This window comes from Wolbachia endosymbiont of Cantharis cryptica, assembly GCF_964277405.1.
Lineage (GTDB): Bacteria > Pseudomonadota > Alphaproteobacteria > Rickettsiales > Anaplasmataceae > Wolbachia.
Genome location: NZ_OZ195521.1, coordinates 220,991 through 246,014, shown reverse-complemented (window position 1 = coordinate 246,014; position 25,024 = coordinate 220,991). Strand labels below are relative to the sequence as shown.

Here is a 25,024-nt window from a genome sequence, read left to right as displayed (position 1 = left end):
ATTCTGTGGTGCACTTTTCCTAAAAATTTCTCATCACAAACAGGTTCTGCAAGAGGTCTAATAATTCCATGGGGACGCGTAATTTCAGGTGTATGGTCACGAACCAATTTATTAATCTTGAAATAATGTTTCCTTTGATGAATATAAGAATTTCATTCAGTAAAACTAAACTGTAACTTTTGATTTGACCCAATGGTACAATTTACTTATTTTACCATCTTGACCGAGCATTCCAGAGTTATTTTTATAAAAAGTGTCAACTATTAGCTTTATAGAGCCTATAGCAGCAGAAAATACAGGATTTTTATCGTATTCGCCATCAAGACCACTGCAAGATTCGGGACGTCCAATACGGACTTGTTTATTGAATATATAGCTAGCAATCTCTTTCATGCTCGCCAACTGACTAGTGCCACCTGTGATAACTACTTTATTAATTGGATCTTTTTGCTCCCGAAATTGCTCTCTTATCAGTTCAAGCATTTCCTCAACCCTAGGTCTTATGACGTCAACAAGCTCAGACTTGAGCACTTGAATCGGTTCATCATTTTCATTATTTTGCACTGTAATATATTCGTTCTCATCTATTGAAGTCACAATAGTGCTACCATACAGTATTTTTATGCGTTCCGCATGTTCTATACTTGTGCATAGTCGATAAGCGATATCTCGAGTGATATGGACACCACCAATCGGAATGCTGCTTGCATGTATAAGTTTGCCTCTTTTGAAAATTCCAATTGCAGTACACCCACCCCCTATATCAACAATAGCAGTTCCAAGCTCTTTTTCGTCTTCACTCAGACAGGCAAGACCAGCAGAATATGCAGAAGCAATGCAACCAGCCATATTTATCCCATTACTGTTGGTTATACAATTTTCAATGTTGGTAAGCGCTGGACGCGAAGCAGTAACAACATTAACATCAGTGGATAATCTTTTTCCATATAATCCACTGACCTCCTTTATATCAGTCATGTCATCTAAGTGATATTTTAGTGGTATATTGTGAATGATAACATTTTCTTCAATATATTTCTCAAACGTTTGAAAAACTACACGCTTTATATCTCGGTCAGAAATTTCATGATTAGCTGCAATAATTTCATTATGCACATTAAAAGATGAGAGGCTACATCCAGCAATATTAACATATATCTGGTCTATAGTTTCTTCTGATACTTGCTCGGCTAAACCTATAGTTGATGAAATAGAGTAATTTGCATGTTTTACATCAGTTATCGATCCACCGTTTATACCTTCTGCAATCTTATAACCCGTTCCTGTTATTTTATAGCTGAAGTTGCCATTTATCTTAACGATTAGACAAATAATCTTTGTTGTACCTATGTCTAAAACAGCAAAAACGTTTCTCTTTGGTTTTGCTATTACTGCAGAGTACATTAGTTAACCTTATTACGCAATTTCATTTAAATTGTAGCTTTCTTCAATAATTTATATTTCTATTATAGATATAGCAACATTTTAATATACACTAAATTCTGGACAAAAGGAAAAGCAAAACATAGAATTATAATTTTTATGTCTATATTACCAATTGTAATTGCTCCTGATGAAAGACTAATCACACGTGCCAGTGAAGTAACAGATATAAACGATAAAATTAAAGAATTAGTAAACGACATGTTCGAAACTATGTACGATGCAGAAGGGCTTGGTCTTGCTGCAGTGCAAGTTGGAGTGCTAAAGAGAGTTTTTGTCATGGATATTCAGCCAGAAAAAACTGAAGATGAACTAGCAGGATATGAATCGATTGGCAAATTTTGCATGATTAATCCTGAAATTACAGAACTATCCGATGAACAAGTCATTCTCAAAGAAGGATGCCTTTCAATCCCAGAGCAAAGCCATGAAATTAAGCGTCCAAAGTATTTAACTGTAAAATATAAAGACTTAAATAACGAGGAACAAACACTAAAGGCTAGTGGTTGGCTTGCAAGATGTATTCAGCATGAATTAGATCACTTAAATGGTATATTATACATTAGACATTTATCTAAATTGAAGTATGATATGGCCATGAAAAAAGCACAGAAGGTGAAGAGGCACTATGAGCAATGAAGATCTAGAATTATTAAAATTTTACCATGAAGTGGGCATTGATTGTATGCTAACAGAAGGTGAAGAGGAACAAAAAGCAGCAAACGAGAAAGATAACGAGCACCCTATCGTCCGAGCTGAAGTCGAGAAAAAAGAGCAGCAATCCATGTTTCCAAGTGACTGGATCATTGAAGCAAGAAAACTCGCAAGCAAATGTAATAGTGTGGATGAACTAAGAAGTGTAGTGAAGTCATTTGAAGGCTGTGAGATAAAAAAAACTGCAACTAATACTGTTTTTTCCGATGGTAATCCAAACGCAAAGATTATGCTCGTTGGTGAAGCTCCAGGAGCAAACGAAGATCTTCAAGGCATACCGTTTTGTGGTGCAAGCGGAATGTTGCTTGATAAAATGTTAAGTGCAATTAATCTTGATCGCACTAAAGTATACATAAGCAATACTGTATTTTGGCGTCCGCCTGGTAATAGAAAGCCAACCGACCTAGAGCTTGACATGTGCAGACCATTTGTAGAGAAGCATATTGCACTGGTTTCACCACAGATTTTAATTCTGGTTGGAGGGATTGCGTGTTATAGTCTTCTTGATAATACAAAAACTATATCAACCTTGCGTGGCAGGTTTCACACGTATACTAACCAATACTTATCTCATTCAATTACTACATCTGCTATATTTCATCCAGCTTACCTACTTCGTCAACCAATGCAAAAACGTTTAGCTTGGGAAGATTTAAAAAAGATTAGAGAATATCTTGATAATACTCATAACTGTACGAACGTCTAGTATTGTATATATTTCTTAATTTCAACTGCAATCTTATCAGATTGACTTTCATTCGAATTTAAGTTAGCTGCAAAGTGTGTAACATATTTTCCCCCGGGGCCAATAAGATATATTATTGAAGAATGGTTTATTTCCTCTTCTCCACCAACTTTGCTGGCGTATACTTTATAATTTGCAATTACCTCGTCTATCTTTTCTCTTTCACCAGTTAACATTTGTATTCTATGGTCAAACTGCTGCTGAAATTCTTTAAGTTTTTCCGTGTTATCGCGTTCAGGGTCAATTGTTATGAAAAATGTTTGTAGCTTGTTATTGGTTTTCTCATCTAGCTTTGCAAGTGTTTCTGAAATTATTCCAAGATTCATGGGGCAAATCTTTTTACATGAAGAAAATCCGAAAAAAATCATCATATATTGATCTTTAAAGTCACCACTGCGTATGACCTGCCCGTCTTGGTTAATCAAAGAAAAATCTCCTCCTATCTTAACTTCCGCGTTGTGAATCGCCGCTGGAGCAAATATGCCTTTTTTAGTGAAATAACAATAACCTAAAAAAATAACTGCTAATGCTACTAGTAGACTAGATAATAACCTTACAAAACTTATCATTAAAAAGCCTTGAGTAAAATAAGATCATATCTTTATTCATTGACTTGTTCAATATATTTTTTCCAAAGTGGATTGTTAATTTTATCTAACAGTTTCCTATGCTCATTAATTTCTTCATTGCTTGGTAAATGTTTCCTGCGAATTAAATTACGTATTTTATGCTGAATAAATGTAGAGTCATTATCCTGCTCACACTCATTATCAAACAGAAAAGTTTGTAGTCCCCCTGTAAGCTCAACATATACCTTTGCAAGCAACTGAGCATCAATTAGTGCTCCATGCAATTCTCTATCATCCAACGATATACCAAAACGCCCACATAATGCACTTAAAGAAACAGGTGATCCTACAAACTTTTTTCTCGCAAGTAGTAATGTATCTAGCACTCTGTCTGAAGAAATTAACCCAGCGTTCAGTTTGCCTAACTCCATATTAAGGAACTTAACATCAAATTTAGCGTTGTGAATTATCAAAATATCGCTGGATATAAAGTCAAGAAATTCAAGTACAACATCTGAAAATAATGGTTTATCTTCTAAAAATTCTTCACTAATGCCGTGAATCTTAAATGAGTGGTAAGGTATATCTCTTTCTGGATTAAGGTACCGATGGAATACTTTGCCTGTTGGGATACGGTTAATTAATTCCACACATCCTATTTCAATAATTCGATGACCAGATTCAGTGTCAAGACCGGTTGTTTCAGTATCAAGTACTATCTCACGCAGTTTATCTTCCATAATCAATTGTCAAATAAAACTAATCTTACTTGCCATTTGTCTTTTTATAGTTAATAGAAACAAGCAACCAGCTTGGGTTCGATGAAGTAACACTCTTTTTGAATTGCCACACATCCTCAATTTTATTAATAGTAGATGTGCTACCTGATGTAATGTCTCCTTTGTCATTTTTAACAAAATTAATTTGCTCTGAAAGGAAATGTACTGCAATAAACACTACGTTTTTTACTAGTTTTATTTCTAAAACCTTTTGTGAAATGATTGAAACAATTATAGATTCGTGCACCTCTTTACGATGTTTAATCTTCTCTGCAAAATTGTTATATAAATCTTTATCCAAGAGAGATTTTAACTGGGACAAATTTCCTTGGTTGAAACACTTTATTATTAACTCGAAAGCTATACTTGCACCTTCCATAAAATGGAAAATGGAGAAATCTTTGTTTTTTTGTAATATTTGTTCATAAGTAGCTTTTATTGAATTTTTGTTGTTGCTATCAATGTAATCTTCAATATTTTCCACCACATCTTCTCTACTTTGGCTTCTATCCAGTACGTTAGTCAGTTTTTTTAGGTTGAGATTTGTTGACTTTCCTAAAGAATTATACAAACGTGAAAAAACGAACGCTGCTAATAAAGCATATATTACAAGCTCTATCATAGTAACTCAACTCCTTAGCATACAAAATATCTGAACATTATTAATTATTAATGAAAACGTGCTTATCCTATATCAATCTATAATTAGGTTTGCTATTCACTTATAAATGGGTATATTGTACAAGAAAGTATTAAATACTTCAACTTAATTATAGGGGGACGTAAGAAATGTCACTGAGAATTCATGGTCAATATATTAAAGACCTATCGTTTGAAAATCCGAATTCACTATTCCTTTCTTCGAGTAAAGCTCCCAATATTAATGTAATGGTTAATATCAATTCAGTGAGATTGGAAGGAGCTGAAAATAAAGAAGGAAAGGATGAAGAAAAATCTTTCCATGAAATTACTTTGCATATAGAAGTCAAAGCAACGGTAAAAGATGAAGACATAAAAGATGGCGTAGCTTTCATTTGTGAGACGAAATATTGCGGTATTTTTTCAATAGAAAATTTTAAAGAGTTGAGTGAAGAAGAGGTAAGGCAAGCTTTATTTATTGGTGGACCTACTTTTCTTTTCCCTTTTGCAAGAGAAATAATTGCAAGGGTTACAAGTAGTGGTGGATTTCCTCCGCTTATGCTAGATCCTATAGATTTCGAAGTTATGTATAAGCAGCAAAGTCAACAACAAAAAAGTACTGTGAGCAATGAGAATTTCAACTGACACGGCACTATTCTTGTCATCCTTGTAAAGGTCAAGTAATTCGTTGACAATGTTAATTTTCTAATTTATAAGTAGACTCTTAAGATGATTACCGAAGGAGGTATAAAGTTTGATTGAAGTATCAGTTCATTATGGTGATGTAGATAGAGCTTTTCCAGTATTGAAAAAAACAATTCAAAAAGAAGGAAGAGGGGTGAAAATGAAAAAACAATATCATGAAAAAAAATCAGAAAAAAGAGCTAAAAAGAAAGCTGAAGCTAAAAAAAAGAGGCGCCAACAAGAGGGCAGAAGACAGCGTTACGGTTGGTAATTTTTTAATAGTTTATCATTGGTTGTTTTATGAATATTCACGAATATCAAGCAAAAGAGATTTTGCATAAATTTAATGTCCCAGTGCCAAAAGGTTTTGTTGCTGTGTCTGCAGAAGGAGTAGAGACTCAAATAAATCAATTGAAGTCTGACGTATTTGTAGTGAAAGCTCAAATTCATGCAGGTGGTAGGGGTAAAGCTGGTGGTGTAAAGCTAGCAAAGTCAGCTGAAGAAGCTCAACAATTTGTAAAGGGCATGCTTGGCATGACTTTAGTTACTCACCAAACAGGACCAAATGGGCAACAAGTAAAAAGAGTATACATTGAAGAAGGCTCAAGCATTAAAAAAGAGTATTACTTAAGTATAGTAGTCGATCCAAAGTTAAGTAGGCCAACATTCATATTCTCCTCAGAAGGTGGAATGGATATTGAAGAAGTGGCGAAAAGTTCTCCTACAAAAATTGTGAAATTTGATATTGATTATGCTGTTGGTTTTGCAAGTTTTGATAACAGCAAATTAAGCGGCAGTTTTAATTTAAGCCTAGAGCAAACAGAAAAAATAACGAATGTTGCAAAAAATATATATGATGCATTTATTGCAACTGACGCAAGCCAAATTGAAATCAACCCACTAGTTGAAACAAATTCTGGAGATTTTATTGCACTCGATGCTAAAATTAATTTTGATGACAATGCTTTATACCGTCATCCGGAGATTGTAGAACTCCGTGATTATGATGAAGAAGTAAAAGAAGAGATAGAAGCTTTAAAGTATGGATTAAGTTATATAAAGATGGATGGCAGTATTGGTTGCATGGTAAACGGTGCAGGTCTTGCTATGGCGACAATGGATATAATAAAATACTACGGAGCAGAACCTGCCAACTTTTTGGATGTTGGCGGTGGAGCAAGTAAAGAGACTGTAACTGAAGCATTTAAAATCATATTGTCTGATAGTAATGTAAGAGGAATTTTGGTTAACATATTTGGTGGTATAATGCGTTGTGATATTATTGCAAGTGGAATTGTTGAAGCTGCAAAAGAAATGAGCATTAAGGTTCCTCTAGTGGTTAGATTATCGGGTACTAATTTTGAAGAAGGAAAAAGAATCTTAGAAAAATCAGGATTAAATATTATTGCTGCAGATGAACTTGACGAAGCTGCACAAAAGATAGTAAAAGAGGTAGAATAAGGCATGTCCATTTTAGTAAGCAAAGATACAAGATTAATATGCCAGGGTTTTACTGGTGCACAAGGTACATTTCATTCAGAGCAAGCTATTAGCTACGGGACAAAAATGGTTGGCGGTGTAACTCCCAGAAAGGGTGGAAGCACTCACCTTAATTTACCAGTTTTTAATACTGTAGCAGAAGCTAAAGAGAAAACTGATGCGAATGCCACGGTAATATATGTGCCTGCCAAGTTTGCTGCTGATGCAATACTCGAAGCAATAGATGCAAAAATAGAGTTGATAGTTTGTATTACAGAGGGCATTCCTATACTTGACATGGTGAAAGTTAAGCGTGCGCTTATTGGTTCAAAAAGTCGATTGATTGGACCCAATTGTCCGGGGATTATTACACCTGAAGAATGCAAAATAGGAATTATGCCAGGGCATATTCACAAGCGTGGACATATAGGAATTATGTCTCGTTCTGGAACTTTAACTTATGAAGCAGTAGCGCAAACAACTGCTGTTGGCCTTGGTCAGTCAACATGTATTGGAATTGGAGGAGATCCTGTTCACGGTATGACATTTGTTGACTGTATGGAGCTATTTTTAAAAGACGATGATACTCATGGTATTGTAGTTATTGGTGAAATAGGTGGAAACGAAGAAGAGGATGTAGCACATTTTGTAAAAACAGAAAAAACTAAAAAGCCAATTGTTGGATTTGTAGCAGGCCAAACAGCACCTCCAGGGAGACGCATGGGGCACGCTGGGGCGATTATTTCTTCCAGTGGAGGAAGCGCTGGTGCAAAGCTAGAGGTTATGAAAAGTGCTGGTATTGCAATTGCAGAGACTCCTGCGGTGATTGGTAAAAAAGTTTTGGAAGTAGTAGAATTAGGTTAAAAAAATAAGAAAGTTTGCCAAAAGGCAAAGAAGCTCCGTAGTGGCTAGTTATTTACATTTTCACTTTCAAATATGGCGTTTTTTTATTCTATAGCTAACCCAAATAAGGTTTCCCCGAATGCTGAAAAATGGAATCAATAGCAGAATTAATATCAGGCCAAAAGTTTGGTAGTACTTTTCTTATGGCATGTTTGATGGCAAACCAAAAATTCTCAATTGGATTCAAATCAGGCGAGTATGGCGGCAAAAATAGCACTTTGCATCCAACGTTTTAGTATCCATTCAGGTAATGGCGTCAACTTAAGGAAAAATATTAGCGATTGTGTGTAAAATTTCTCTCTAATTTATTTCAACAAAAAAGTTTAAAATGTGTCCTTTTTAGGTGAGGCATGCAGAAAGGAAAAAGTCTTATTTTACAAATTAAAGATACAATATACCCAAAAACTTTTCAGAAAATCCATTGTGTTGGAAAAAACAGTTTCGCAAGAACAAGAAAACTTCCTTTTCCGACAGTATTTTCTATGATTTTAAAGTTACAGCATATCTCATAATAGTCCGAACATATCATAGGAAAGCAGAATCAACAGCATGACGAAAAGATTTGAATAGAGGAATGTTTTTCCTAGCTCTGTTTTTTATAGCAAACCAATGATGCTCAATTTTGTTGAAATCTGGAGAATACGGCGGCAAATACAAAATTTCTGCACCAACCCCTTTAGCGAGCTTTATCAGACTTATGAAAAGTAGCATTGTCAAGAATGACAGTCTGTCCAGGTTCCAAGATCGGTGTCAAAAATTGCTCAAACCATCCATTAAAAATATCCATGTTACAGTGGTCTTCAAAGGTTAACGGAGCAACTATTTTTCTTCCACTTAAGGCTGCAACCATGCTGATTCGTTGAGTTTTCTTCCCAGATTTTAGAGTATAAAACCGCTGTCCTCTCTGGCAATATCCATAGCTCGGTGTTATCAATGCCAGACTCATCTATATACACTAAGTTTTTAGGTTCTTTTGTCGCTATAATTTTTAAGAATTCAGCACGTTTTTCTTCGTTTCTTTCCTTGTATCCATATGTCTTTTTTTGCGCGTAAATCCAATTTTTTTAAGGGCTCTGTGGATCGTTTGGATACTAATGTTGCCCCAAAGTTTAGCCATTTCCGATAGAGTCTTTCCTCCGTGTTCTCTGGCAAATTTGGCAAAGGCATCCCAGTCGGTAATTTTGTGATTGTAACCCCCATTTCCAAGTTTTTTTGATTGAAAGTTGCCTGTTTCTTTTCTTCTTTGCTGCCACTCCCACAAAGTAGTTCGTCCAACTTTAAATCTTACTGCCACTGCTTCTCTGCTTTCTCCTTCGTCTAGTGCTTCCATTGCTTTTTTTCTTAAATCATAACTATATGCTGCTGGCATTCAACCTCCTTATCATTATCTATCCTTATCTTATCACATCCGGACTTCTATGAAAAGAGCTATAAAACTCCAACTATTGATTAGCCAAGGAAGCAAGCCGTAGAAATAGAAGGTTTTTTCAGTTTTAGAGAATAGACTTCTTGCATAACCTAAAAAAAGGCAAAAGAAACCCCGGTCAACATCTATTTAAAAACATTGGCGTTTTTTTATCTTTTAAACGTTTAATAACCGTGACTTAGCTGCTTTTTAACGCAATTAATCTTGAGCTATAAATGTCTAAAAAATTTTCTAAGCAGAAAAAAAGGCAAAAAAGTCCCGTGTTAGATAGTGCTTACTCTCTAATCCTGCAAATCGGCGTTCTCTACTGTCTTAAACGTTTTATAAGCCCGTTCCAGCTTTTATAGGTAAAAACCTAAAAATGTTGTGAAGACATAGGGTGCACATAGTGCAAAAAATCGAATATAAGACGCCAATTATAATACTTTTTTGTCGTTTTAATCTGCACAGATTGAAGCTAAATGAATAGCTCCACTAGCATGATAAGAGGACTGGCGGAGTTTGTCAAGTAAGTTTTTCCAACGCGTTGCCAAAAGTTTGTTATGCAAGAGGTCTACTTTCTTCTATGCAGTGAGCTAGGTCAAGAAAGGTGAATCTATCTCTTGTTGAAAATGCAAGATTGACCACTTTACAGTATTGTTCTTTGTTCCAACCGAGGTGCTCTGGTAAGTGTGGAATTGATAGATCTTCAAATATTTTTTGCAGGTGTTTTGCAGGTAATAAATTTTGCTTAATTAAACTGGAAATGTTGTTCCATTCTTTGCAAATAATCTCTTTAATTTTTTGCTGCATAATTTTTTTCTGTTCTAGAATTTTTATAAATTCGGTATTACCAAAGATATGTTTTTCATCTAAAGTGGTCGGTTTGATGATGGGGTTTTGTATCGATAATATCTTTTCCTGTAAGTTAGCCATGGTAACTGTTGTGACAGCAATTTTTTCGCCATGTAGTGAGGAATAATCTTTTGTTACCATCTCCATTGTGTGAGCTATCATATGCTCTCCTTGGCTTGCAGAATAGCTGCCTTTTGATATTACCATTCCAAATCCTGAAATTAGTAAGGCTTCCATAAGTAATGGGATCACTTTTTTGCTTCTTTTAGCAAGCGCTAAATACTCTCTTAGCAAAATTTGCTCCAGGTCACGAACAAGCGTAAAGGGTAATTCATTGTATTCTGTGCCAAGCAAAAGGTGAGATAGTAGCCAATCGGCTTGCACTGTTGAACGACAGATAAAATCTGCAAATCCGCTTAATGTAAGGCGCAGTGGTGCATTGATAAGTATGTCTATATCTACATATATTGCTCTTGGAAGATGTGCTTCAAATGATTTTTTATATCCATTCACTGATATTGAAACATTTGCAGAGGTATATCCATTCATAGAGGCGGCTGTTGGAAATGATATGTAATCCTTTTTCTCAAGATAACTTGCATATTTGCAGATGTCGTTAACAGTGCCGCTGCCAAGTGCAACTATTAAATCACTACTTTTTGTTTTGCTTCTTACTAAATTTACAATGTCAAGAGAAGCAATAGAATTACCCGGAATAATTAAGTGAGAAATTTTATTAAGTATGTTTTTATTTAAAAGTTTTGCTGTATTTTTATCTGCAACTAAAAAAATGTCATTGCCATATCGCGTGCATATTTCATAGATATTATCGACAAGGTGATGATCTATTGCTACTTCCTTTATAAAAGTTTGGTTGGCTTGATGTAATATTTGTTTTAAATAATGCATAGAGTGTTTACAATATAGCAATATCAGTATTTCAAAGTTAACATGAAAATTGATCCTGTAGAGCTAACTAAGAAATTGATTTCCTTTAAGAGTATAACACCAAGAGATGGCGGAGCAATAGAGCATATAGCAGCAATTCTCGAGAAAAGTGGTTTTGAATGTGAGATTTTAAAGTTTGGTGATAGTGGAACTGAAGTTAAAAATCTTTATGCGAAATATATAAATGGGGTACCAAACTTATGTTTTGCTGGCCATGTTGATGTTGTGCCACCAGGTCAGTTAAAAGATTGGACATTCGATCCGTTTAAGCCAGAGATTAGAGATGGAATGTTGTATGGAAGGGGTGCAGCTGATATGAAAAGCGGAGTAGCTGCATTTATTGCTGCTATGGTAGATTTAGTTGCAGAAAAGTTTCGATTCAATGGCTCGATAAGTGCGTTGATTACTAGTGCTGAAGAAAGCACGGAAGAGTATGGAACAAAGGCAGTTTTGGAATGGATGGAAAGTAAGCACAAGAAGATAGATTATTGTGTAGTTGCTGAACCAACCAGTGGTGAAAGACTGGGTGATACCATAAAAATAGGTAGGAGAGGTTCTGCAACATTTGAATTAATTTGCCATGGAAAACAAGGGCACGTTGCCTACCCAGACTTAGCGGATAATCCGATATATAAGGTAATGTCGATATTAAGTAAGGTGAAAAATACTACTTTTGATCATGGTAATAAATATTTTCAGCCTTCAAATTGCGAAATTACTACTATTGATGTTGGAAACAATACTGAAAATCTAATACCTAGTTCAATAACTGCAAGTTTTAACATTCGATACAGCAATATACAAACACCGGGTGGTTTATATAAGTTGATTGATGAAATATGCTCCAGTGTAACTAACGATTATAAACTCTCTATGCATAGCAGCAGGGGGGTTTTTCTCTCTACTCCCGATAGGAATACTGATATTATGCTTGATGCAATAAATAAAATTACCAATATTGATGCTGTGATGAGCACAAGTGGTGGCACATCAGACGCTGCATTTATCAAAGATATTTGTCCAGTGATTGAATTTGGTATGATCAACAAAACTGCGCATCAGACAAACGAATGCGTATTAGTAACTGATATACACAAGTTAGCAGCTATATATAAGGAATTTATAAAAAATTATTTTAACCCCACTAATAAGATATTAAGTCAGATCAATGTAATCAGTAGTATATCTGATGGTCCATTGTTAGCTTAGATGTAATTAGATCTCTTGAATAACATATTTTTAAATAACAACACGCTTCTAGGCATTATCCAAGTGGCATCTAAGCCAAAACGTGGCTAAAAATCACTTGACAAATTCCGCCAGTCCCCTTATTATGGTACTGAAGGTATTCAGTTATCTTCATCTGTGCAGATTAAACGAAGGAGTATAACGTAGTTGGCGTCTTATTTTTAATTTTTTGCACTATGTGCACCGTATGTCTTCACAACATTGTCTAGGTTTTTACCTATATAAGCTGAAACGCGCTTATAAAGCGTTTAAGACAGTATAGTACACCAATTTGCAGGATTAGAGAGTAAGTACTATCTAACACGGGATTTCTTTTGTCTTTTTTCTGCTTAGTAAATTTCTTAGCATTTAAGCTAAGGGTCTGTTGCAGTTTAAAAGTCGCTAAATTGCAGCGTTTAAGACTTAAAAAACGCCAATACAGAAAATAGATAGTGACTAGGGCTTTTTTTGCCTTTTTTTTAGATTGGTAAGTTTCTTAAATATTTTCTTAAATTTTATAGCTAAACTGGATTCCAGACTGGAATGACAGGGAGAGGCTACTCGGATGACAGGAGAAGGAGGGATGACATCCTTTCCCGGTCTATCAAATCACAATGTTCGTACAGGATATAGTCTGTTTAATTAAATGAAAGCCCGGGCTGTAGCGACTCAAGGACAGTTATGAGTATATTAATTAAGCCTTCTTGCCAATTACCACAACATTTTCACTTGGAAAAAAATAATCAGGTATAACCATATTTTTTGGTGCAGGGCCCCCAATCACTCGGCCTGATGTGTCATAATATGAACCGTGGCAAGGGCAGAACCAACCGTTACCATCTTTTGTAGCATGGTCAATCGGTACACACCCAAGGTGTGTACATATTCCAATCATAATTAACCATTCGTCTTTTCCTTTGTGTACTCTCTGTTCATCTGATTGAGGGTCCCTCAAGTTCTCTGTATTCACAGCCCTTGCAGCCTCAACCTCTTGCTTTGTACGTCTACGAATAAATACTGGTTTGCCTTGCCACTTTACTTTTTTTTCTTGTCCTTCTTGAATATCAGATAAATTAACCTCAACTGTAGACATCGCTAAAACTTCAGCAGAAGGATTCATAGACTTAACCAGTGGCCAAAGTCCACTTGCAGCTCCTATACCTACCATAGCACATGTAGTCAATGTTATAAAATCTCTCCTACTCTTATTTTTAGTAAGATCTTTAACAGAAGGTGTTTTTTTATCCTCTTTGTTTGCCAGTGGTTTTTTATTTTTAGTTAATTTTTTGTCCATCGATCTCTACTTAGCCATGAGTATATATTTTAATTTAAATAATGTGCACTAATCAACAAAAACTTGCACTTTTTGCTTTTAGCTATATTTATTACACTGCTACAGCTGAGAAGAGATAGAGTCTCCAACTTCAGAAATGCTATCTTCAGTGGAATCAGGATCTTCTATTTTTGCTACTGACACCACCTTTTCTCTACTTTCTGTTTTAAAAAGAGTGACTCCCTGAGTACTACGTCCTGCAATTCTGATATCATTTACTGAAATACGAATTAACTTTCCTTTATCTGTAATAAGCATTATGTTATCACCCTGCTCAACTGGAAAACTAGCAACAACATTGCCGTTTCTGCTGGTAGTAAGAATATTGGTAATACCAACACCGCCCCTGTTAGTTATCCTGTACTCATATGCAGAAGTTCTTTTACCAAAGCCATTTTCGGTAATAGTTAATATGAACTCCTCATTCACTGCGAGTTTTAAGAATAATTCGTTATCTATTCCTAAATCGTTCAAAGTCTTTTCTAATTTAGAATCAATGGAATTATCAATTGCAGCTCCCAGCCTTTTTGCAAGTGGAACTTTTAAGTAAAGTTCTTTTGTTTCTGTTGCAACACCTATACCATTTAGTATGGTCATGGATATCACGCTGTCATTCTTTGCAAGTTTAATACCTCTTACGCCATCTGAATTGCGGCTTTTAAATTGACGCACATCACTTACAACAAATCTGATACTTTTTCCAAGCATTGTTGAAAGTAAAACATGATCAATTTCGTTACATACCTTAACCGATACTAATTTGTCTCCTTCATCGAGCTTTATTGCTATCTTTCCATTGCTTGGAATATAGTGAAAATCCGCTAAAGAGTTACGCCTTATGTTTCCATAAGCAGTAGCAAAAACTATGTTTTGATTTTCATCGCTCTCACTTGGTAACGGCATGATATTAGTTATAGTTTCACCTTCAGCAAGAGGGAATATGTTAACAAGCGCTCTTCCACGTGCAGTTGGTTCTGCAAGAGGCAACTTATAAACCTTTAATCTATAGACTCGGCCAATATTAGAAAAGAATAAGAGGCTAGTGTGGGTATTCCCAACAAATAATTTTGTGGTTACATCCTCTTCTTTTAATCCTTGTCCTAGCTTTCCTTTTCCACCACGACGCTGAGTTCTATAGTGAGAGAGTTTCACGCGCTTAATATAGCCATTCATAGTTACAGTTACCACCATATCCTCTTGTGGGATTAGATCTTCAGCTTCAATGTCCGTATCTGATTCTTCTATTGCAGTTTTTCGTGGTACGGCAAATCTGTTCTTTATTTCTTGTAAATTATTTTTTATTTCTTTCATCAATTTCTCTTCTGAGCCAAGAAAAGCGATATATTCTTTTATCAGATTGATCATTGTATTTAACTCAGCTTCTAATTTTGCTTTTTCAAGACCTGTTAAACGTTGCAATTTCATGTCAAGAATAGCTTTCGTCTGTAGTTCAGTTAATTTGTAAACTCCGTCTTTTAAAAAGCTCGTGCTATCTGAAATTAATCCAATAATTGTGTTTATTTCATCTGAAGTTTTCCACTCCTTATTTAAAAGCTCTTTGTTTGCTTCCTCAGGATCTTTTGCACCGCGGATGATTTTTATCACTTCATCTATGCTCAAAACCGCAATGTAGAGTCCTATATAGATATGAGCTTTTTCTCTCGTTTTTCTTAGACGAAATTCTGTTCTTCGAATTAGTACTTCTTTTCTAAAATCAACAAAAGCAGCTATGATCTCTTTTAATGACATCAAAGCAGGCCTGTTGTTATTGAGCACTAAAGTATTAACACTAAAACTACTTTTTAAAGGAGTTAATCCCAATATTTGATTCAGTATAAAATCTGCTTCAGCATTTCTTCTTAGGTCAATCACTACCCTAATACCAGACTTATCAGATTCATCCCTAATCTCTGTTATGCCATCAATTCTTTTTTCTTTTACAAGTTCACCTATTTTTTCTATTAACCTAACTTTATTTACTTGATAGGGTATTTCATCAATAATTATTGCTTGTCTATCTTGTGGCAAGTCTTCTATGTGAGTTTTGCCTTGCACAACGATTGAGCCTCGACCTGTGGCAAACGCTGATCTTATTCCTGATCTGCCAAGGATTACTCCACCTGTTGGAAAGTCTGGCCCTGGTATCACTTCAAGTAATTCATCTAAAGTAACTTCAGGGTTATCTATGTATAACACACAAGCATCAATTATTTCTCCAAGATTATGAGAAGGAATATTGGTTGCCATACCAACTGCAACACCACTTGCACCGTTTACCAAGAGATTTGGAAACTCTGCAGGCAATACAACAGGCTCTGTTTCATTCCCGTCATAGTTCGGCCTAAAGTCAACTGTATCTTCATCAATATCATTCAGTAAAAAGTGCGACACTCTTTGAAGTCTTGCTTCTGTATATCGCATTGAAGCTGGTGGATCTCCGTCTATCGAACCAAAGTTACCTTGCCCATCAATAAGTGGTAAAAGAAGAGAGAAATCTTGTGCCATTCTGACCAGGGAATCATAAATAGCTGCATCACCGTGTGGGTGATATTTCCCCATTACATCCCCGACTATACGAGCAGCTTTTTTATATGGTTTACCAGCATCGTACCCGGCCCTTGACATTGCATATAATATGCGTCTATGGACAGGTTTAAATCCATCTCGCACATCGGGTATAGCCCGGCTTATGATTACACTCATTGCGTAGGAGAGATAAGAATCTTCCAGTTCTTTTACTATTGAGATTGGTACTATATTATCTTGCATTTTCTATACTTTGATCGAAGTAATTGTAATATTAACATTTAGTTAAGCAAATGGTCAATGAGAAATTAGGCTGTATTTGATTCTACTTTTTGTTTACAATAATAATATTGAGCTATAGAATTACATTAAAGGGGCAATTAGCTCAGCTGGTAGAGCATCTCGTTTACACCGAGGAGGTCGGCAGTTCAAGTCTGTCATTGCCCATGATACTAATTCTAGTATATCACAAAATCTGCCATAATAGCCCATCTATTATATGTCGTATATAATAAATCATCTATAGCTAACACAGGTAAGATTTACTATCGAAAGACCTCGTTATCCCGCTGCTCGTTAGTGGGATTTATGCTAACTGCAGTATGATGCAGAGAAATCTTATTTATTATAGCTATAACACTGAAGATTTACAGCTAGAGCAAATCACCTGGCCACGTGAGACTGATTTCAGCTCATCCGTTGAAACTTGATTTGAGCAGAATATACATTTTATTTTATCACTTGGAGTAAGTGAGTTATTAACAGCAATTCTATCATCAAAAACAAAACACTCACCTTCCCAATTGCCATTTTTATTATGAGTTTTTTCAAGGTAAGAAAGAACACCACCTTTAAGATGGTACACGTCGTTAAATCCAAGATTTTTCATGTACGCTGTAGATTTTTCGCATCTAATTCCACCAGTGCAATACATAGCCACTTTCAGGTCTTTACTCTCAGAAAATGACTCAGCCCACTGAGGAAAATCGCGAAAACGCTGAGTATGTGGATTGATTGCATTTTTAAACTTGCCTAAATTCACTTCATACTCATTTCTTGTGTCTATTACTAAAACGTCAGATTGAGAGGTAAAATCATCCCAATGTTCTGGATCAACGTATTTACCCCTAAGGGAAATATCAATATTGCTGACACCAAGATTCACAATCTCTCTTTTTAATCTTACCTTCATCTTGCTAAATGGTTGATATTCTGCTGCACTTTCTTTCCATGTCAGATCTTTCAGCCTATGATCAGAACGTAGAAAATCAAATATTTTATTAATTGCGTTTCTTCCACCAGATATTGTTGCATTAATACCCTCTTCTGCAAGGAGTATAGTACCTTTTAACTCAACGGCGTTGCATGCAGCTTTTATTTCGTTTTTCATGTCATAATAATTAGAGAGCTCTACAAAATGGTAGAAAGTTGCTATGACAAAGCTCATGATTATTAACTTATCAACTTAAAACATAATATATAAAATTATAAAGATATTCAATAGATCAGCTGTTAATTACTGGATATCTTCAATTTTTATATATAACATTTTGATATTTAATACAGATTCAAATTAATGTTTTTAAGAATATTTAAAAATATATTCTTATTTCTAGTAAGTATATTATTTATCTGCCCTATATTATCGTTAATATCGATTCTATTTACAGAATCAGCAAATTCTGGGTGGGTAATTAGTACACTTTTTCCTGAATATATACTCAATACGTTAATTTTGATGATAGGGGTTGGAAGTATATCTTTTATATTTGGAGTGATACCAGCTTGGCTCATTACATTTTTTTCATTTCCTGGGAGTAGAATTTTTGAGGTTGCTTTATTTTTTCCGATATCAATTCCTGGATATATAGTATCGTTTGTTTACGTCGACGCGCTAGAGTTTTCAGGTCCAACGCAGAGTTTGTTAAGAGAAATCTTTCACTGGAGCAAAGGTGATTATTGGTTTCCTGAGATAAAATCTCTAGGTGGTGGAATGTTAGTAATGGGATTCAGTTTATATCCGTACGTCTACATATTAGTCCGCTCAAGTCTAAAGAATGTTAGCAACTCAGTTACTATTGCATCAACACTTGGGTTCTCTTCATTACAGAGCTTATTCTCTGTCATCATACCCTCCATACGCCCATCAATTATAGCTGGGTTATCCTTGGTACTAATGGAAGTAATAACAGACTTCGGCACACCACAGTTTCTTGCTATCGATACTTTTACAACGGGAATATATCGCACCTGGTTTTTACTGCATGACAGATATTCAACTACTGTTTTAGCAGTTGCAGAATTGATTTTCGTTGCAATACTAATAGTTATCGAGAAAAAACTACAAAAAAAAGGAATATCCTACTCTTCAATCAATACCAATTCAGATTATCACAACAAACGGAATATAAGTGGTGCTATACCATTAATCTTTACCTATACTATGTGTGTGCTGCCAATATTAATAGGCTTTACTTTGCCAATTATTCCACTCATATATTGGAGTATAGAGAAAGGGTTTTTCATATACGAAGCAAGATTTTATAATATAATAGCAAATAGCATTAGTTTATCATTTATCACTGCTCTAATCTCAATTAGCATTGCAATAATGATTGGATATACGGCGCGTAAAAATAAGGTAATCAATAACATAGCGCGTCTCATTTCCCTGGGCTATGCAATTCCAAACGCAATTATCGCAATTAGTATAATAATATTTTTAAGCAAAATGTCTTCTTTTGTTACTCAATATATTGTAGAAATTAGCTTGGTAGGAACTATTGGCGCTTTGATTTACTCATATTTATTTCGTTTTTTTGCTATATCTTTCAAGGCAATAGAGTCAGGGCTCAAAAAAACACCAAATGAAATTGAGTGGACTGCATATACTATGGGTCATGGACCTATTTCCACATGTCTGAATGTTCATATTCCTCTCATCAAGAAGAGCATATTGTCAGGATTTTTGCTCGTATTTATGGACACTATCAAGGAGCTTACGGCGACACTCATTATAAGGCCATTTAATTTTGAAACTATATCAACTAGAATATATGAACTTGTGAGCGATGAGCGTTATAGAGAAGCTGCGCCGTTTTCGTTAATGATAGTTATAATCGGCTTAATATCTACAATGATTTTGTTTAAGCTTGATGATGAGAGTAAAAAATAAACTTCTTGATGACAACTGGTTGGTCTAATGTGGCCTAATGTTTACATATGGACTGTCCAAAGAAAAAGGTGGTATCGCAACCTCGAAAGTTTTTGTGCTTTCTTCATTTAGAAATTCATACTTACCTTGCATTATTCCAGATGGTACGTTTAAGTATGTTCCACTTGTATATTTAAATACCTCTCCAGGTTTTATCACAGGCTGCTCTCCAATAACACCAACTCCGATAATTTCATTTACCTTCCCTTTATAGTCTATTATTTGCCAATGGCGGCTTAACAATTGAATAGTTGATAGGCTTTTATTTTTTATCCTAACATTGTACATCCATACATAACAATTTTCATAAGGAATAGATTGCTCCTCGATATAGACTGGCAAAACTGTAACTTCAACAGAGTTAGTAGTAAGTGTGTATTCTAGAGTCATTGTAGGATATTCATGATTAAGGATATGACTCTCTAATTATATACTTTTTTATAGATTTTTCAAGCATATTATCGTACCTTAGTTAGATTTATATAGTATGAACGAACCAGATACACTTGGCAAAAAAGTAATAGGAATAATCGGTAGTGGACAATTAGGTAAAATGACCGCTATTGCTGCAACAAAACTTGGGCAAAAAACACATGTTTTTGCCAACGCTCAGGACGATCCAGCTTGCTCTGTTGCTGATGATTTAACAATAGCAGATTTTTCTGATAAGAAGGCACTTGAATCTTTTGCACAGAGTGTGGATTTAGTTACTATTGAATCTGAAAATATTCCATGTAATGCAATTGATATCGTATCACAATATGCAGATTTTTACCCAGGTAGAAAAGCGCTACACATTTCGCAAAATAGGCTTAGAGAGAAAGATTTTATTAGAAGCTTGAATATAAAAACCGCTAGTTATAAAAGTATACAAAATTATAATGAGCTATTAGAAAGCAGTAAGGCTTTTGGCTATCCAACAAGGCTGAAAACAACAGAAATGGGTTATGATGGAAAAGGACAATATGTAATCAGAAATGATTCTAAAGCAAAGCAATTTGCTTCCTTTGATTGGAATGCGCGATACATTCTCGAAGCAAGTGTTGACTTACTGAAGGAGATTTCAATAGTTGTTGCAAGAGATAAAAACGGTGGAGTAGCTTTTTTTCCCATAGCAGAAAATCACCATGTTGATGGAATACTTGATACTTCAACAGTGCCAGCTAAAATAGATAACAAGTTAGTTCAAGAGGTACAACAAGCCGCAGAGAAAATAGCAGGTGCTCTTGATGTAATAGGAATTCTAGCTATTGAATTTTTCATTACTAAAGATAATGAGCTACTAGTTAATGAGCTAGCTCCAAGACCTCACAATTCTTGCCACTGGAGCTTGGATGCGTGTAACGTTAGTCAATTTGAGCAGCTAGTTAGGGTAATATGCGGATTACCTATGCAAAAAGTAGTGTTGCGATTTCCTTGTATAACAAAAAACATAATAGGTAATGATATACATGATTTTCGCAAGTATTTGAACGATAAAAAAGCTAGCTTAACCATATATGGGAAAAAAGAGGTTAGGGATAAGCGTAAGATGGGACATGTCAATATAGATTTAAGCTGACCCTACCCGGAAAAAGTAGAGAAAAAGTTAACAAGAAAGGTTTCCCTACGTCATACCGCCGCGGTATCTCAGCATAGATTCCGCTAACGAGTAGCGGAATGACAAATTTGTTGTTTTTAAAATTGTAGGCAAACCTAAACCACTTTAGCTATAGCATTACTGTCTACACAAAATTTGAAGCGTGGTGGAGCCACCACAACACTTCTGTTTTCATTTAGAAAGCTGATCTGCCCGACGACCTTGCTGGCTCGGTCCGTACTCCACTGACTGAACCGCTTGGTGGTTCCTTAGCAGTTTCAGCACTCCGTTGCTCTAAAAGATTTACAATTTCTTCAAGACCCTTATTTTTCGGATTTTCTTCCAATTTCTCTTGAGCTAAGTCTAATGGCGTCTTATCTTCAGTTGTTTTAGCATTGACATCTATTTTACTTACTTCCAATAAAGCATTAACAACGTCTACATGATTATACCAAGCTGCCGAATGCAACGGTGTAAAATCACCTTCATCTTTAATATTAACATCAGCCCCTTTACCTATTAGAGCTTTTACTATCTCTAGGTGACCGTTTTTTGCAGCAAAATGTAATGGTGTGACTTGATGATCAGTCTCAGCATTAACATTTATTTTATCATCTTTTAGCAAGACCTGAACAACTTCAATATTACCACCTTTCGCCGCAAAATGCAAAGGCGTATACTCGCGTTTATCTGCAGCATTAACATCAGCACCTTTATCCAGTAACTTTTCAACACTTTTTAAGTGACCGTTTTGTACAGCTAAATGTAATGGTGTGAGTTGATCCTTAGTCTGAGCATTAACTTTAGCACCTTTATCCAGTAACTTTTCAACAATTTCTAAGTGACCTTTTTCTGCAGCTAAGTGTAAAGGAGTCAATTTATATTTGTTCTTGCCGTGAACGTCTGCACCTGCATCTATAAGAAGAGCCACTGTTTTTTCCTTACCTCCTCGAGCTGCACAGTGCAATAGCCCTTCTTGATCTTTATTTCTTTCATTGACGAGTTTTTTAAGTACATTAGGATTTTTAGGATCTTTACTTCTTTTTTGATCTAGTATATCTTCAACAACTTTAGGGCTACTATATTCAGCAAGTAAGTGAAGATACGTTGTATAATCTTCCTTCTTATAAATACCACAACCAATAAATCTCTCTATTAATTTATCAAATCTACTTGCATCATTCCAAAGGGATATTATAAAATCCCTATATTCTTCTGCACTATTGCGGTTTACTATACACTTTTTCAATGACCCAAGAGCTTTTTCTAAAGTTTCTTCCTCTAATTTTAAGTTTCTTACTTCTTGTAGTAATCCTTTGATATTTAATATTTCCTCTTTCGCATTAAAAGTTGACTCTGTAGCTACATGCATATTATACCCCCAATCTAAATATAAAAATTATAGTGATATTTGTTCACTATATACTAACAGGCCGTTAACCTTATCCAGAAAAAGCAGAGAGAAAGTTAAAACGTTCCTACCATGAAGATGGTAAATCAAAAAATTCAGGAATGCAACAGTTAATTGTAAAAGACAAGATGCAAGTGCAAGTAGAAATTAATGGTTTCCTACTTGGCATAACACGTGATAAGACAGCATCTTTTTGAATAAAACATTTTTAAAAGAGACATCTCCGTAGCGTCACAAAAAATTCAATCATTTACTTTTCCCAAAACCGCAAGTACCTACCTTTAGTGAGAACATTTTACATAAAAATAGGGTTAAAACGTAAAATTGTTGCAATAAAGTTAGGTAAATTAATTCGTATATAAATTTAGTGAAAATAGGCTAATATAGCGGGTTTTGTATTATATTAAACTACTATAGAGAGCGGACGGAATGGGATTCGAACCCATGGTACGCTCATCACGTACGTCAGTTTTCAAGACTGGTGCCTTAAACCGCTCGGCCATCCGTCCACCTCTTTTTTATCATAACATTTGATTTCAAGCAATCTATTACTTGCCCACACAAAAGTTATTGAATATATCATCTAATATTTCCTCAACATTAATAACTCCAGTTACCGCACCAAGTTCAAACGCAGCAAGCCTTAAGTCTTCGGATATTAATTCAATTGGATTGTCTATATTAAAACGTCGTAAATGTTCTATAGCTTTCTGCATGTAATTCCTATGTCTTTGCCGAGTAATTACAGGAGTGTCTCTATCATAGCCAAATTTTTCCTCTACTTTTTCTTTAATCATAGAGATTAGTCTCTCTGTGCCTATTCCTTTTAAAATAGAAATAGGTAAAAAATCTATGCCGTTAATTTTTATGTTGTGATCATTGATAACATCGTCAGCTTTGCTTAACACGTAAATAGTATCACTATTTATAACGTTGCAATTGATATTATAATGCTGTTCAAAAGGGAATAGTTCTATTCTTAAATCAGCTTCATAAGACCTCTTTCTCGCCCGATTTATACCTTCTGATTCTACCGGATCTGAACTTTCACGAATTCCAGCAGTATCAGAAAGAATGATAGGGTATCCGCCAATGTCAATATGAGCTTCAAGTACGTCCCTTGTTGTGCCTGCATATTCAGAAACAATGGCGATATCACGTTTGGTCAAGAAATTAAATAGCGTTGATTTGCCAACATTTGGTTCACCGGTTATTACAATATGTAAACCCTCACGCAACCTTTCACCACGTCTATTGTCATTTAAGTGCTCTTGTATCGACTGCACAAGAGCTTGCACTTCATTATTTACTTCTTCTAATTCGTTTCTTTCTGTTGCAATATCCTCTGGAAAGTCTATATATGCTTCAATTTTGGATTGCATCGTTATTAATTTCTGCCTCCAATTACTATACAGTCTCTCTAATTCCCCTGACATCTGCTTAATCGCTTGTTTAGCTTGCATTTTCGTTTCAGCATCGATTAAGTCTGCAATCCCTTCTATCTGTGTTAAGTCAAATTTACTATTTAGAAAAGCCCTAAGCGAGAATTCTCCGGGCCTAGCTATAACAAAGATTTTTGATAATTCCTCCAAGATAATCTTTATAACCGCCTTGCTTCCATGCACTTGTAACTCTATAACATCTTCGCCAGTGAAACTGTTTGGAGCAGGGAAGTAAATGACTATTCCATTGTCAATCAATTGACCAGAATCATCATATAGATCAACTAAAGTAGCAAACCTTGGTTTAATATCTTTCTTAATGTGGAAATGACTTAAGGCTTTAAGCGCATAATTACCTGAAATCCTGATGACTGCAACTCCTGACTTACCAAATACGGTTGATAGAGCGAAAATAGTTTCATCTGTGTTTGTCATACATAAGCTAGTTTATTTCTCAGCAATATTATACTAGACTTCTTACATAACCTAAAAAAAGGCAAAAGATACCCTGTGGTATTTACTTTTGTGTCGAAATATCGGCGTTCTTTTATTCTAAAACGCTTGATTAAGAGCGATTTAGCCACTTTTAATCCGCAGCTAACCTTTAACTATTATAAACATTAAGAAATTTACCAAATGGGAAAAAAGGCAAAAGAAGCCCCGTGGTGCGAGTTTTGACTCTCTATTACTGTAAGTGGCGCTGTAATAATGTGCTAACGCTTAATATAAGCGCGATTTGGCTGAATGTAGAAAAAATTTAAAAGACATGCAGCCGCCATAATTTTATGTAATCCGCCAAAAAATACCCTGAGTTTTTTACTGAATTTTGTCATTGAGCCTGCAGGTCAAAAACAAGTTTTGAGTCAGAAATACCCTTAATGCCATGATAAGAGGACTGGCGGAGTTTGTCAAGAAATTTCTTCCAACGCGTTGCCAAAAGTTTTTATGCAAGAAGTCTACTTAAGGAATCAAAATACCTAATTTGAAAATGCTCAAAATTTTTATTTACTCTATTAATTTATACTAATGTAACATCATTATGTTAATAAGTTGAAATATTTATGAATATATTATAAAAAAAATCTTTAAAGGTTACCTATTGGCTAGTATTAATTCAATATTTACTATA

General features: G+C 35.1%; 20 protein-coding genes, 2 tRNA genes and 3 pseudogenes. 11 read left to right on the top strand and 14 right to left on the bottom strand.

All coding sequences use genetic code 11. From position 1 onward, the window contains the following. Positions 1 to 165 precede the first annotated feature (165 nt). Positions 166 to 1,404 (bottom strand): cell division protein FtsA, encoded by a 1,239-nt coding sequence (gene ftsA, locus ACICP6_RS01165; RefSeq protein ID WP_395463289.1) that lies wholly within the window; start codon positions 1,402 to 1,404, stop codon positions 166 to 168. Between the two features lie 138 nt (positions 1,405 to 1,542). Between ftsA and def the strand changes: the two genes are divergently transcribed. Together def and ACICP6_RS01155 are read left to right on the top strand one after the other, a co-directional pair. Then, positions 1,543 to 2,082, top strand: a complete 540-nt coding sequence (def, locus tag ACICP6_RS01160) for a peptide deformylase (protein WP_395463288.1) — start codon at positions 1,543 to 1,545, stop codon at positions 2,080 to 2,082. Continuing rightward, positions 2,072 to 2,863, top strand: coding sequence for a uracil-DNA glycosylase family protein (locus tag ACICP6_RS01155; RefSeq protein WP_395463287.1), 792 nt, complete (start codon positions 2,072 to 2,074; stop codon positions 2,861 to 2,863). Before def ends, ACICP6_RS01155 begins: the two co-directional genes overlap by 11 nt. Here the strand turns inward: ACICP6_RS01155 and ACICP6_RS01150 are convergent. The 3 genes from ACICP6_RS01150 to ACICP6_RS01140 are packed head-to-tail and all read right to left on the bottom strand — an operon-like array spanning position 2,860 to position 4,872. Further along, positions 2,860 to 3,471, bottom strand: a complete 612-nt coding sequence (locus ACICP6_RS01150) for an SCO family protein (RefSeq protein ID WP_395463286.1) — start codon at positions 3,469 to 3,471, stop codon at positions 2,860 to 2,862. The genes ACICP6_RS01155 and ACICP6_RS01150 overlap by 4 nt on opposite strands. Positions 3,472 to 3,503: 32 nt before the next feature. Beyond that, a complete protein-coding gene (gene dnaQ, locus ACICP6_RS01145; protein WP_395463285.1) occupies positions 3,504 to 4,211 on the bottom strand; it encodes a DNA polymerase III subunit epsilon in 708 nt (235 codons plus the stop codon). A 25-nt stretch (positions 4,212 to 4,236) separates the two neighbouring features. After that, on the bottom strand, positions 4,237 to 4,872 hold the full coding sequence (locus ACICP6_RS01140; protein WP_395463284.1) for a Tim44/TimA family putative adaptor protein: 636 nt from the start codon (positions 4,870 to 4,872) through the stop codon (positions 4,237 to 4,239). Between the two features lie 167 nt (positions 4,873 to 5,039). Between ACICP6_RS01140 and secB the strand changes: the two genes are divergently transcribed. The 4 genes from secB to sucD all read left to right on the top strand — a co-directional run bounded on the left by secB (position 5,040) and on the right by sucD (position 7,916). Beyond that, positions 5,040 to 5,534 (top strand): protein-export chaperone SecB, encoded by a 495-nt coding sequence (gene secB / locus ACICP6_RS01135; RefSeq protein WP_395463283.1) that lies wholly within the window; start codon positions 5,040 to 5,042, stop codon positions 5,532 to 5,534. 109 nt (positions 5,535 to 5,643) lie between these two features. Next, positions 5,644 to 5,844 carry a 30S ribosomal protein S21 gene (gene rpsU / locus ACICP6_RS01130; RefSeq protein ID WP_395463282.1) on the top strand — a complete coding sequence of 67 codons (201 nt, stop codon included), beginning with the start codon at positions 5,644 to 5,646 and terminating at the stop codon, positions 5,842 to 5,844. Positions 5,845 to 5,873: 29 nt separating this feature from the next. Continuing rightward, positions 5,874 to 7,034 carry an ADP-forming succinate--CoA ligase subunit beta gene (gene sucC, locus ACICP6_RS01125; protein WP_395463281.1) on the top strand — a complete coding sequence of 387 codons (1,161 nt, stop codon included), beginning with the start codon at positions 5,874 to 5,876 and terminating at the stop codon, positions 7,032 to 7,034. 3 nt (positions 7,035 to 7,037) lie between these two features. Further along, positions 7,038 to 7,916 (top strand): succinate--CoA ligase subunit alpha, encoded by an 879-nt coding sequence (gene sucD / locus ACICP6_RS01120; RefSeq protein ID WP_395463280.1) that lies wholly within the window; start codon positions 7,038 to 7,040, stop codon positions 7,914 to 7,916. Between the two features lie 94 nt (positions 7,917 to 8,010). On the opposite strand, the pseudogene ACICP6_RS01115 reads toward sucD, so the two are convergent. Continuing rightward, positions 8,011 to 8,187 (bottom strand): annotated as a pseudogene (locus tag ACICP6_RS01115) (transposase); the annotation flags it as partial. Positions 8,188 to 8,305: 118 nt separating this feature from the next. On the opposite strand from ACICP6_RS01115, the pseudogene ACICP6_RS01110 reads away from it, so the two are divergent. Continuing rightward, positions 8,306 to 8,452, top strand: a pseudogene (locus ACICP6_RS01110) (IS4 family transposase); the annotation flags it as partial. A gap of 28 nt (positions 8,453 to 8,480) precedes the next feature. Here ACICP6_RS01110 and ACICP6_RS01105 read toward each other — a convergent pair. Together ACICP6_RS01105 and ACICP6_RS01100 are read right to left on the bottom strand one after the other, a co-directional pair. Then, positions 8,481 to 9,324: pseudogene (locus ACICP6_RS01105) on the bottom strand (IS630 family transposase). A gap of 597 nt (positions 9,325 to 9,921) precedes the next feature. Further along, positions 9,922 to 11,124 (bottom strand): iron-containing alcohol dehydrogenase, encoded by a 1,203-nt coding sequence (locus ACICP6_RS01100; protein WP_395463279.1) that lies wholly within the window; start codon positions 11,122 to 11,124, stop codon positions 9,922 to 9,924. Between the two features lie 42 nt (positions 11,125 to 11,166). Between ACICP6_RS01100 and dapE the strand changes: the two genes are divergently transcribed. Next, complete coding sequence (gene dapE / locus ACICP6_RS01095) at positions 11,167 to 12,372, top strand: succinyl-diaminopimelate desuccinylase (protein ID WP_395463278.1); 1,206 nt, start codon at positions 11,167 to 11,169, stop codon at positions 12,370 to 12,372. A 712-nt stretch (positions 12,373 to 13,084) separates the two neighbouring features. Here the strand turns inward: dapE and petA are convergent. Beyond that, entirely contained in the window at positions 13,085 to 13,684 is a 600-nt protein-coding gene (gene petA, locus ACICP6_RS01090) for a ubiquinol-cytochrome c reductase iron-sulfur subunit (protein ID WP_395463277.1), read from the bottom strand. 99 nt (positions 13,685 to 13,783) lie between these two features. After that, a complete protein-coding gene (gene gyrA / locus ACICP6_RS01085; RefSeq protein WP_395463276.1) occupies positions 13,784 to 16,492 on the bottom strand; it encodes a DNA gyrase subunit A in 2,709 nt (902 codons plus the stop codon). A gap of 131 nt (positions 16,493 to 16,623) precedes the next feature. Between gyrA and ACICP6_RS01080 the strand changes: the two genes are divergently transcribed. Then, positions 16,624 to 16,696: transfer RNA gene (locus ACICP6_RS01080), tRNA-Val, on the top strand. A 184-nt stretch (positions 16,697 to 16,880) separates the two neighbouring features. Here the strand turns inward: ACICP6_RS01080 and ACICP6_RS01075 are convergent. After that, a complete protein-coding gene (locus tag ACICP6_RS01075; RefSeq protein WP_395463275.1) occupies positions 16,881 to 17,696 on the bottom strand; it encodes a rhodanese-related sulfurtransferase in 816 nt (271 codons plus the stop codon). A gap of 129 nt (positions 17,697 to 17,825) precedes the next feature. Here ACICP6_RS01075 and ACICP6_RS01070 point away from each other — a divergent pair, with 129 nt between their 5' ends. Further along, complete coding sequence (locus ACICP6_RS01070) at positions 17,826 to 19,424, top strand: ABC transporter permease (RefSeq protein WP_395463274.1); 1,599 nt, start codon at positions 17,826 to 17,828, stop codon at positions 19,422 to 19,424. Between the two features lie 24 nt (positions 19,425 to 19,448). Here the strand turns inward: ACICP6_RS01070 and apaG are convergent, their stop codons facing one another. Then, a complete protein-coding gene (gene apaG / locus ACICP6_RS01065; protein ID WP_395463273.1) occupies positions 19,449 to 19,853 on the bottom strand; it encodes a Co2+/Mg2+ efflux protein ApaG in 405 nt (134 codons plus the stop codon). A 97-nt stretch (positions 19,854 to 19,950) separates the two neighbouring features. Here apaG and ACICP6_RS01060 point away from each other — a divergent pair, with 97 nt between their 5' ends. Continuing rightward, positions 19,951 to 21,024: a 5-(carboxyamino)imidazole ribonucleotide synthase gene (locus tag ACICP6_RS01060; RefSeq protein WP_395463272.1), complete on the top strand. Its 1,074-nt coding sequence runs from the start codon at positions 19,951 to 19,953 to the stop codon at positions 21,022 to 21,024. 214 nt (positions 21,025 to 21,238) lie between these two features. Here ACICP6_RS01060 and ACICP6_RS01055 read toward each other — a convergent pair whose 3' ends face one another. From ACICP6_RS01055 to mnmE, 3 genes are all read right to left on the bottom strand, one after another. Beyond that, entirely contained in the window at positions 21,239 to 22,414 is a 1,176-nt protein-coding gene (locus ACICP6_RS01055; RefSeq protein WP_395463271.1) for an ankyrin repeat domain-containing protein, read from the bottom strand. Between the two features lie 460 nt (positions 22,415 to 22,874). After that, positions 22,875 to 22,962: transfer RNA gene (locus ACICP6_RS01050), tRNA-Ser, on the bottom strand. A 39-nt stretch (positions 22,963 to 23,001) separates the two neighbouring features. Continuing rightward, positions 23,002 to 24,330, bottom strand: a complete 1,329-nt coding sequence (gene mnmE, locus ACICP6_RS01045; RefSeq protein ID WP_395463270.1) for a tRNA uridine-5-carboxymethylaminomethyl(34) synthesis GTPase MnmE — start codon at positions 24,328 to 24,330, stop codon at positions 23,002 to 23,004. Positions 24,331 to 25,024: the final 694 nt, after the last annotated feature.

Excerpts from the sequence above, each read along its gene's own strand:
- ftsA (WP_395463289.1), bottom strand. The coding sequence starts at position 1,404 with ATGTACTCTGCAGTAATAGCAAAACCAAAGAGAAACGTTTTTGCTGTT.
- def (WP_395463288.1), top strand. The coding sequence starts at position 1,543 with ATGTCTATATTACCAATTGTAATTGCTCCTGATGAAAGACTAATCACA.
- ACICP6_RS01155 (WP_395463287.1), top strand. The coding sequence starts at position 2,072 with ATGAGCAATGAAGATCTAGAATTATTAAAATTTTACCATGAAGTGGGC.
- ACICP6_RS01150 (WP_395463286.1), bottom strand. The coding sequence starts at position 3,471 with ATGATAAGTTTTGTAAGGTTATTATCTAGTCTACTAGTAGCATTAGCA.
- dnaQ (WP_395463285.1), bottom strand. The coding sequence starts at position 4,211 with ATGGAAGATAAACTGCGTGAGATAGTACTTGATACTGAAACAACCGGT.
- ACICP6_RS01140 (WP_395463284.1), bottom strand. The coding sequence starts at position 4,872 with ATGATAGAGCTTGTAATATATGCTTTATTAGCAGCGTTCGTTTTTTCA.
- secB (WP_395463283.1), top strand. The coding sequence starts at position 5,040 with ATGTCACTGAGAATTCATGGTCAATATATTAAAGACCTATCGTTTGAA.
- sucC (WP_395463281.1), top strand. The coding sequence starts at position 5,874 with ATGAATATTCACGAATATCAAGCAAAAGAGATTTTGCATAAATTTAAT.
- sucD (WP_395463280.1), top strand. The coding sequence starts at position 7,038 with ATGTCCATTTTAGTAAGCAAAGATACAAGATTAATATGCCAGGGTTTT.
- ACICP6_RS01100 (WP_395463279.1), bottom strand. The coding sequence starts at position 11,124 with ATGCATTATTTAAAACAAATATTACATCAAGCCAACCAAACTTTTATA.
- dapE (WP_395463278.1), top strand. The coding sequence starts at position 11,167 with ATGAAAATTGATCCTGTAGAGCTAACTAAGAAATTGATTTCCTTTAAG.
- petA (WP_395463277.1), bottom strand. The coding sequence starts at position 13,684 with ATGGACAAAAAATTAACTAAAAATAAAAAACCACTGGCAAACAAAGAG.
- gyrA (WP_395463276.1), bottom strand. The coding sequence starts at position 16,492 with ATGCAAGATAATATAGTACCAATCTCAATAGTAAAAGAACTGGAAGAT.
- ACICP6_RS01075 (WP_395463275.1), bottom strand. The coding sequence starts at position 17,696 with ATGAGCTTTGTCATAGCAACTTTCTACCATTTTGTAGAGCTCTCTAAT.
- ACICP6_RS01070 (WP_395463274.1), top strand. The coding sequence starts at position 17,826 with ATGTTTTTAAGAATATTTAAAAATATATTCTTATTTCTAGTAAGTATA.
- apaG (WP_395463273.1), bottom strand. The coding sequence starts at position 19,853 with ATGACTCTAGAATACACACTTACTACTAACTCTGTTGAAGTTACAGTT.
- ACICP6_RS01060 (WP_395463272.1), top strand. The coding sequence starts at position 19,951 with ATGAACGAACCAGATACACTTGGCAAAAAAGTAATAGGAATAATCGGT.
- ACICP6_RS01055 (WP_395463271.1), bottom strand. The coding sequence starts at position 22,414 with ATGCATGTAGCTACAGAGTCAACTTTTAATGCGAAAGAGGAAATATTA.
- mnmE (WP_395463270.1), bottom strand. The coding sequence starts at position 24,330 with ATGACAAACACAGATGAAACTATTTTCGCTCTATCAACCGTATTTGGT.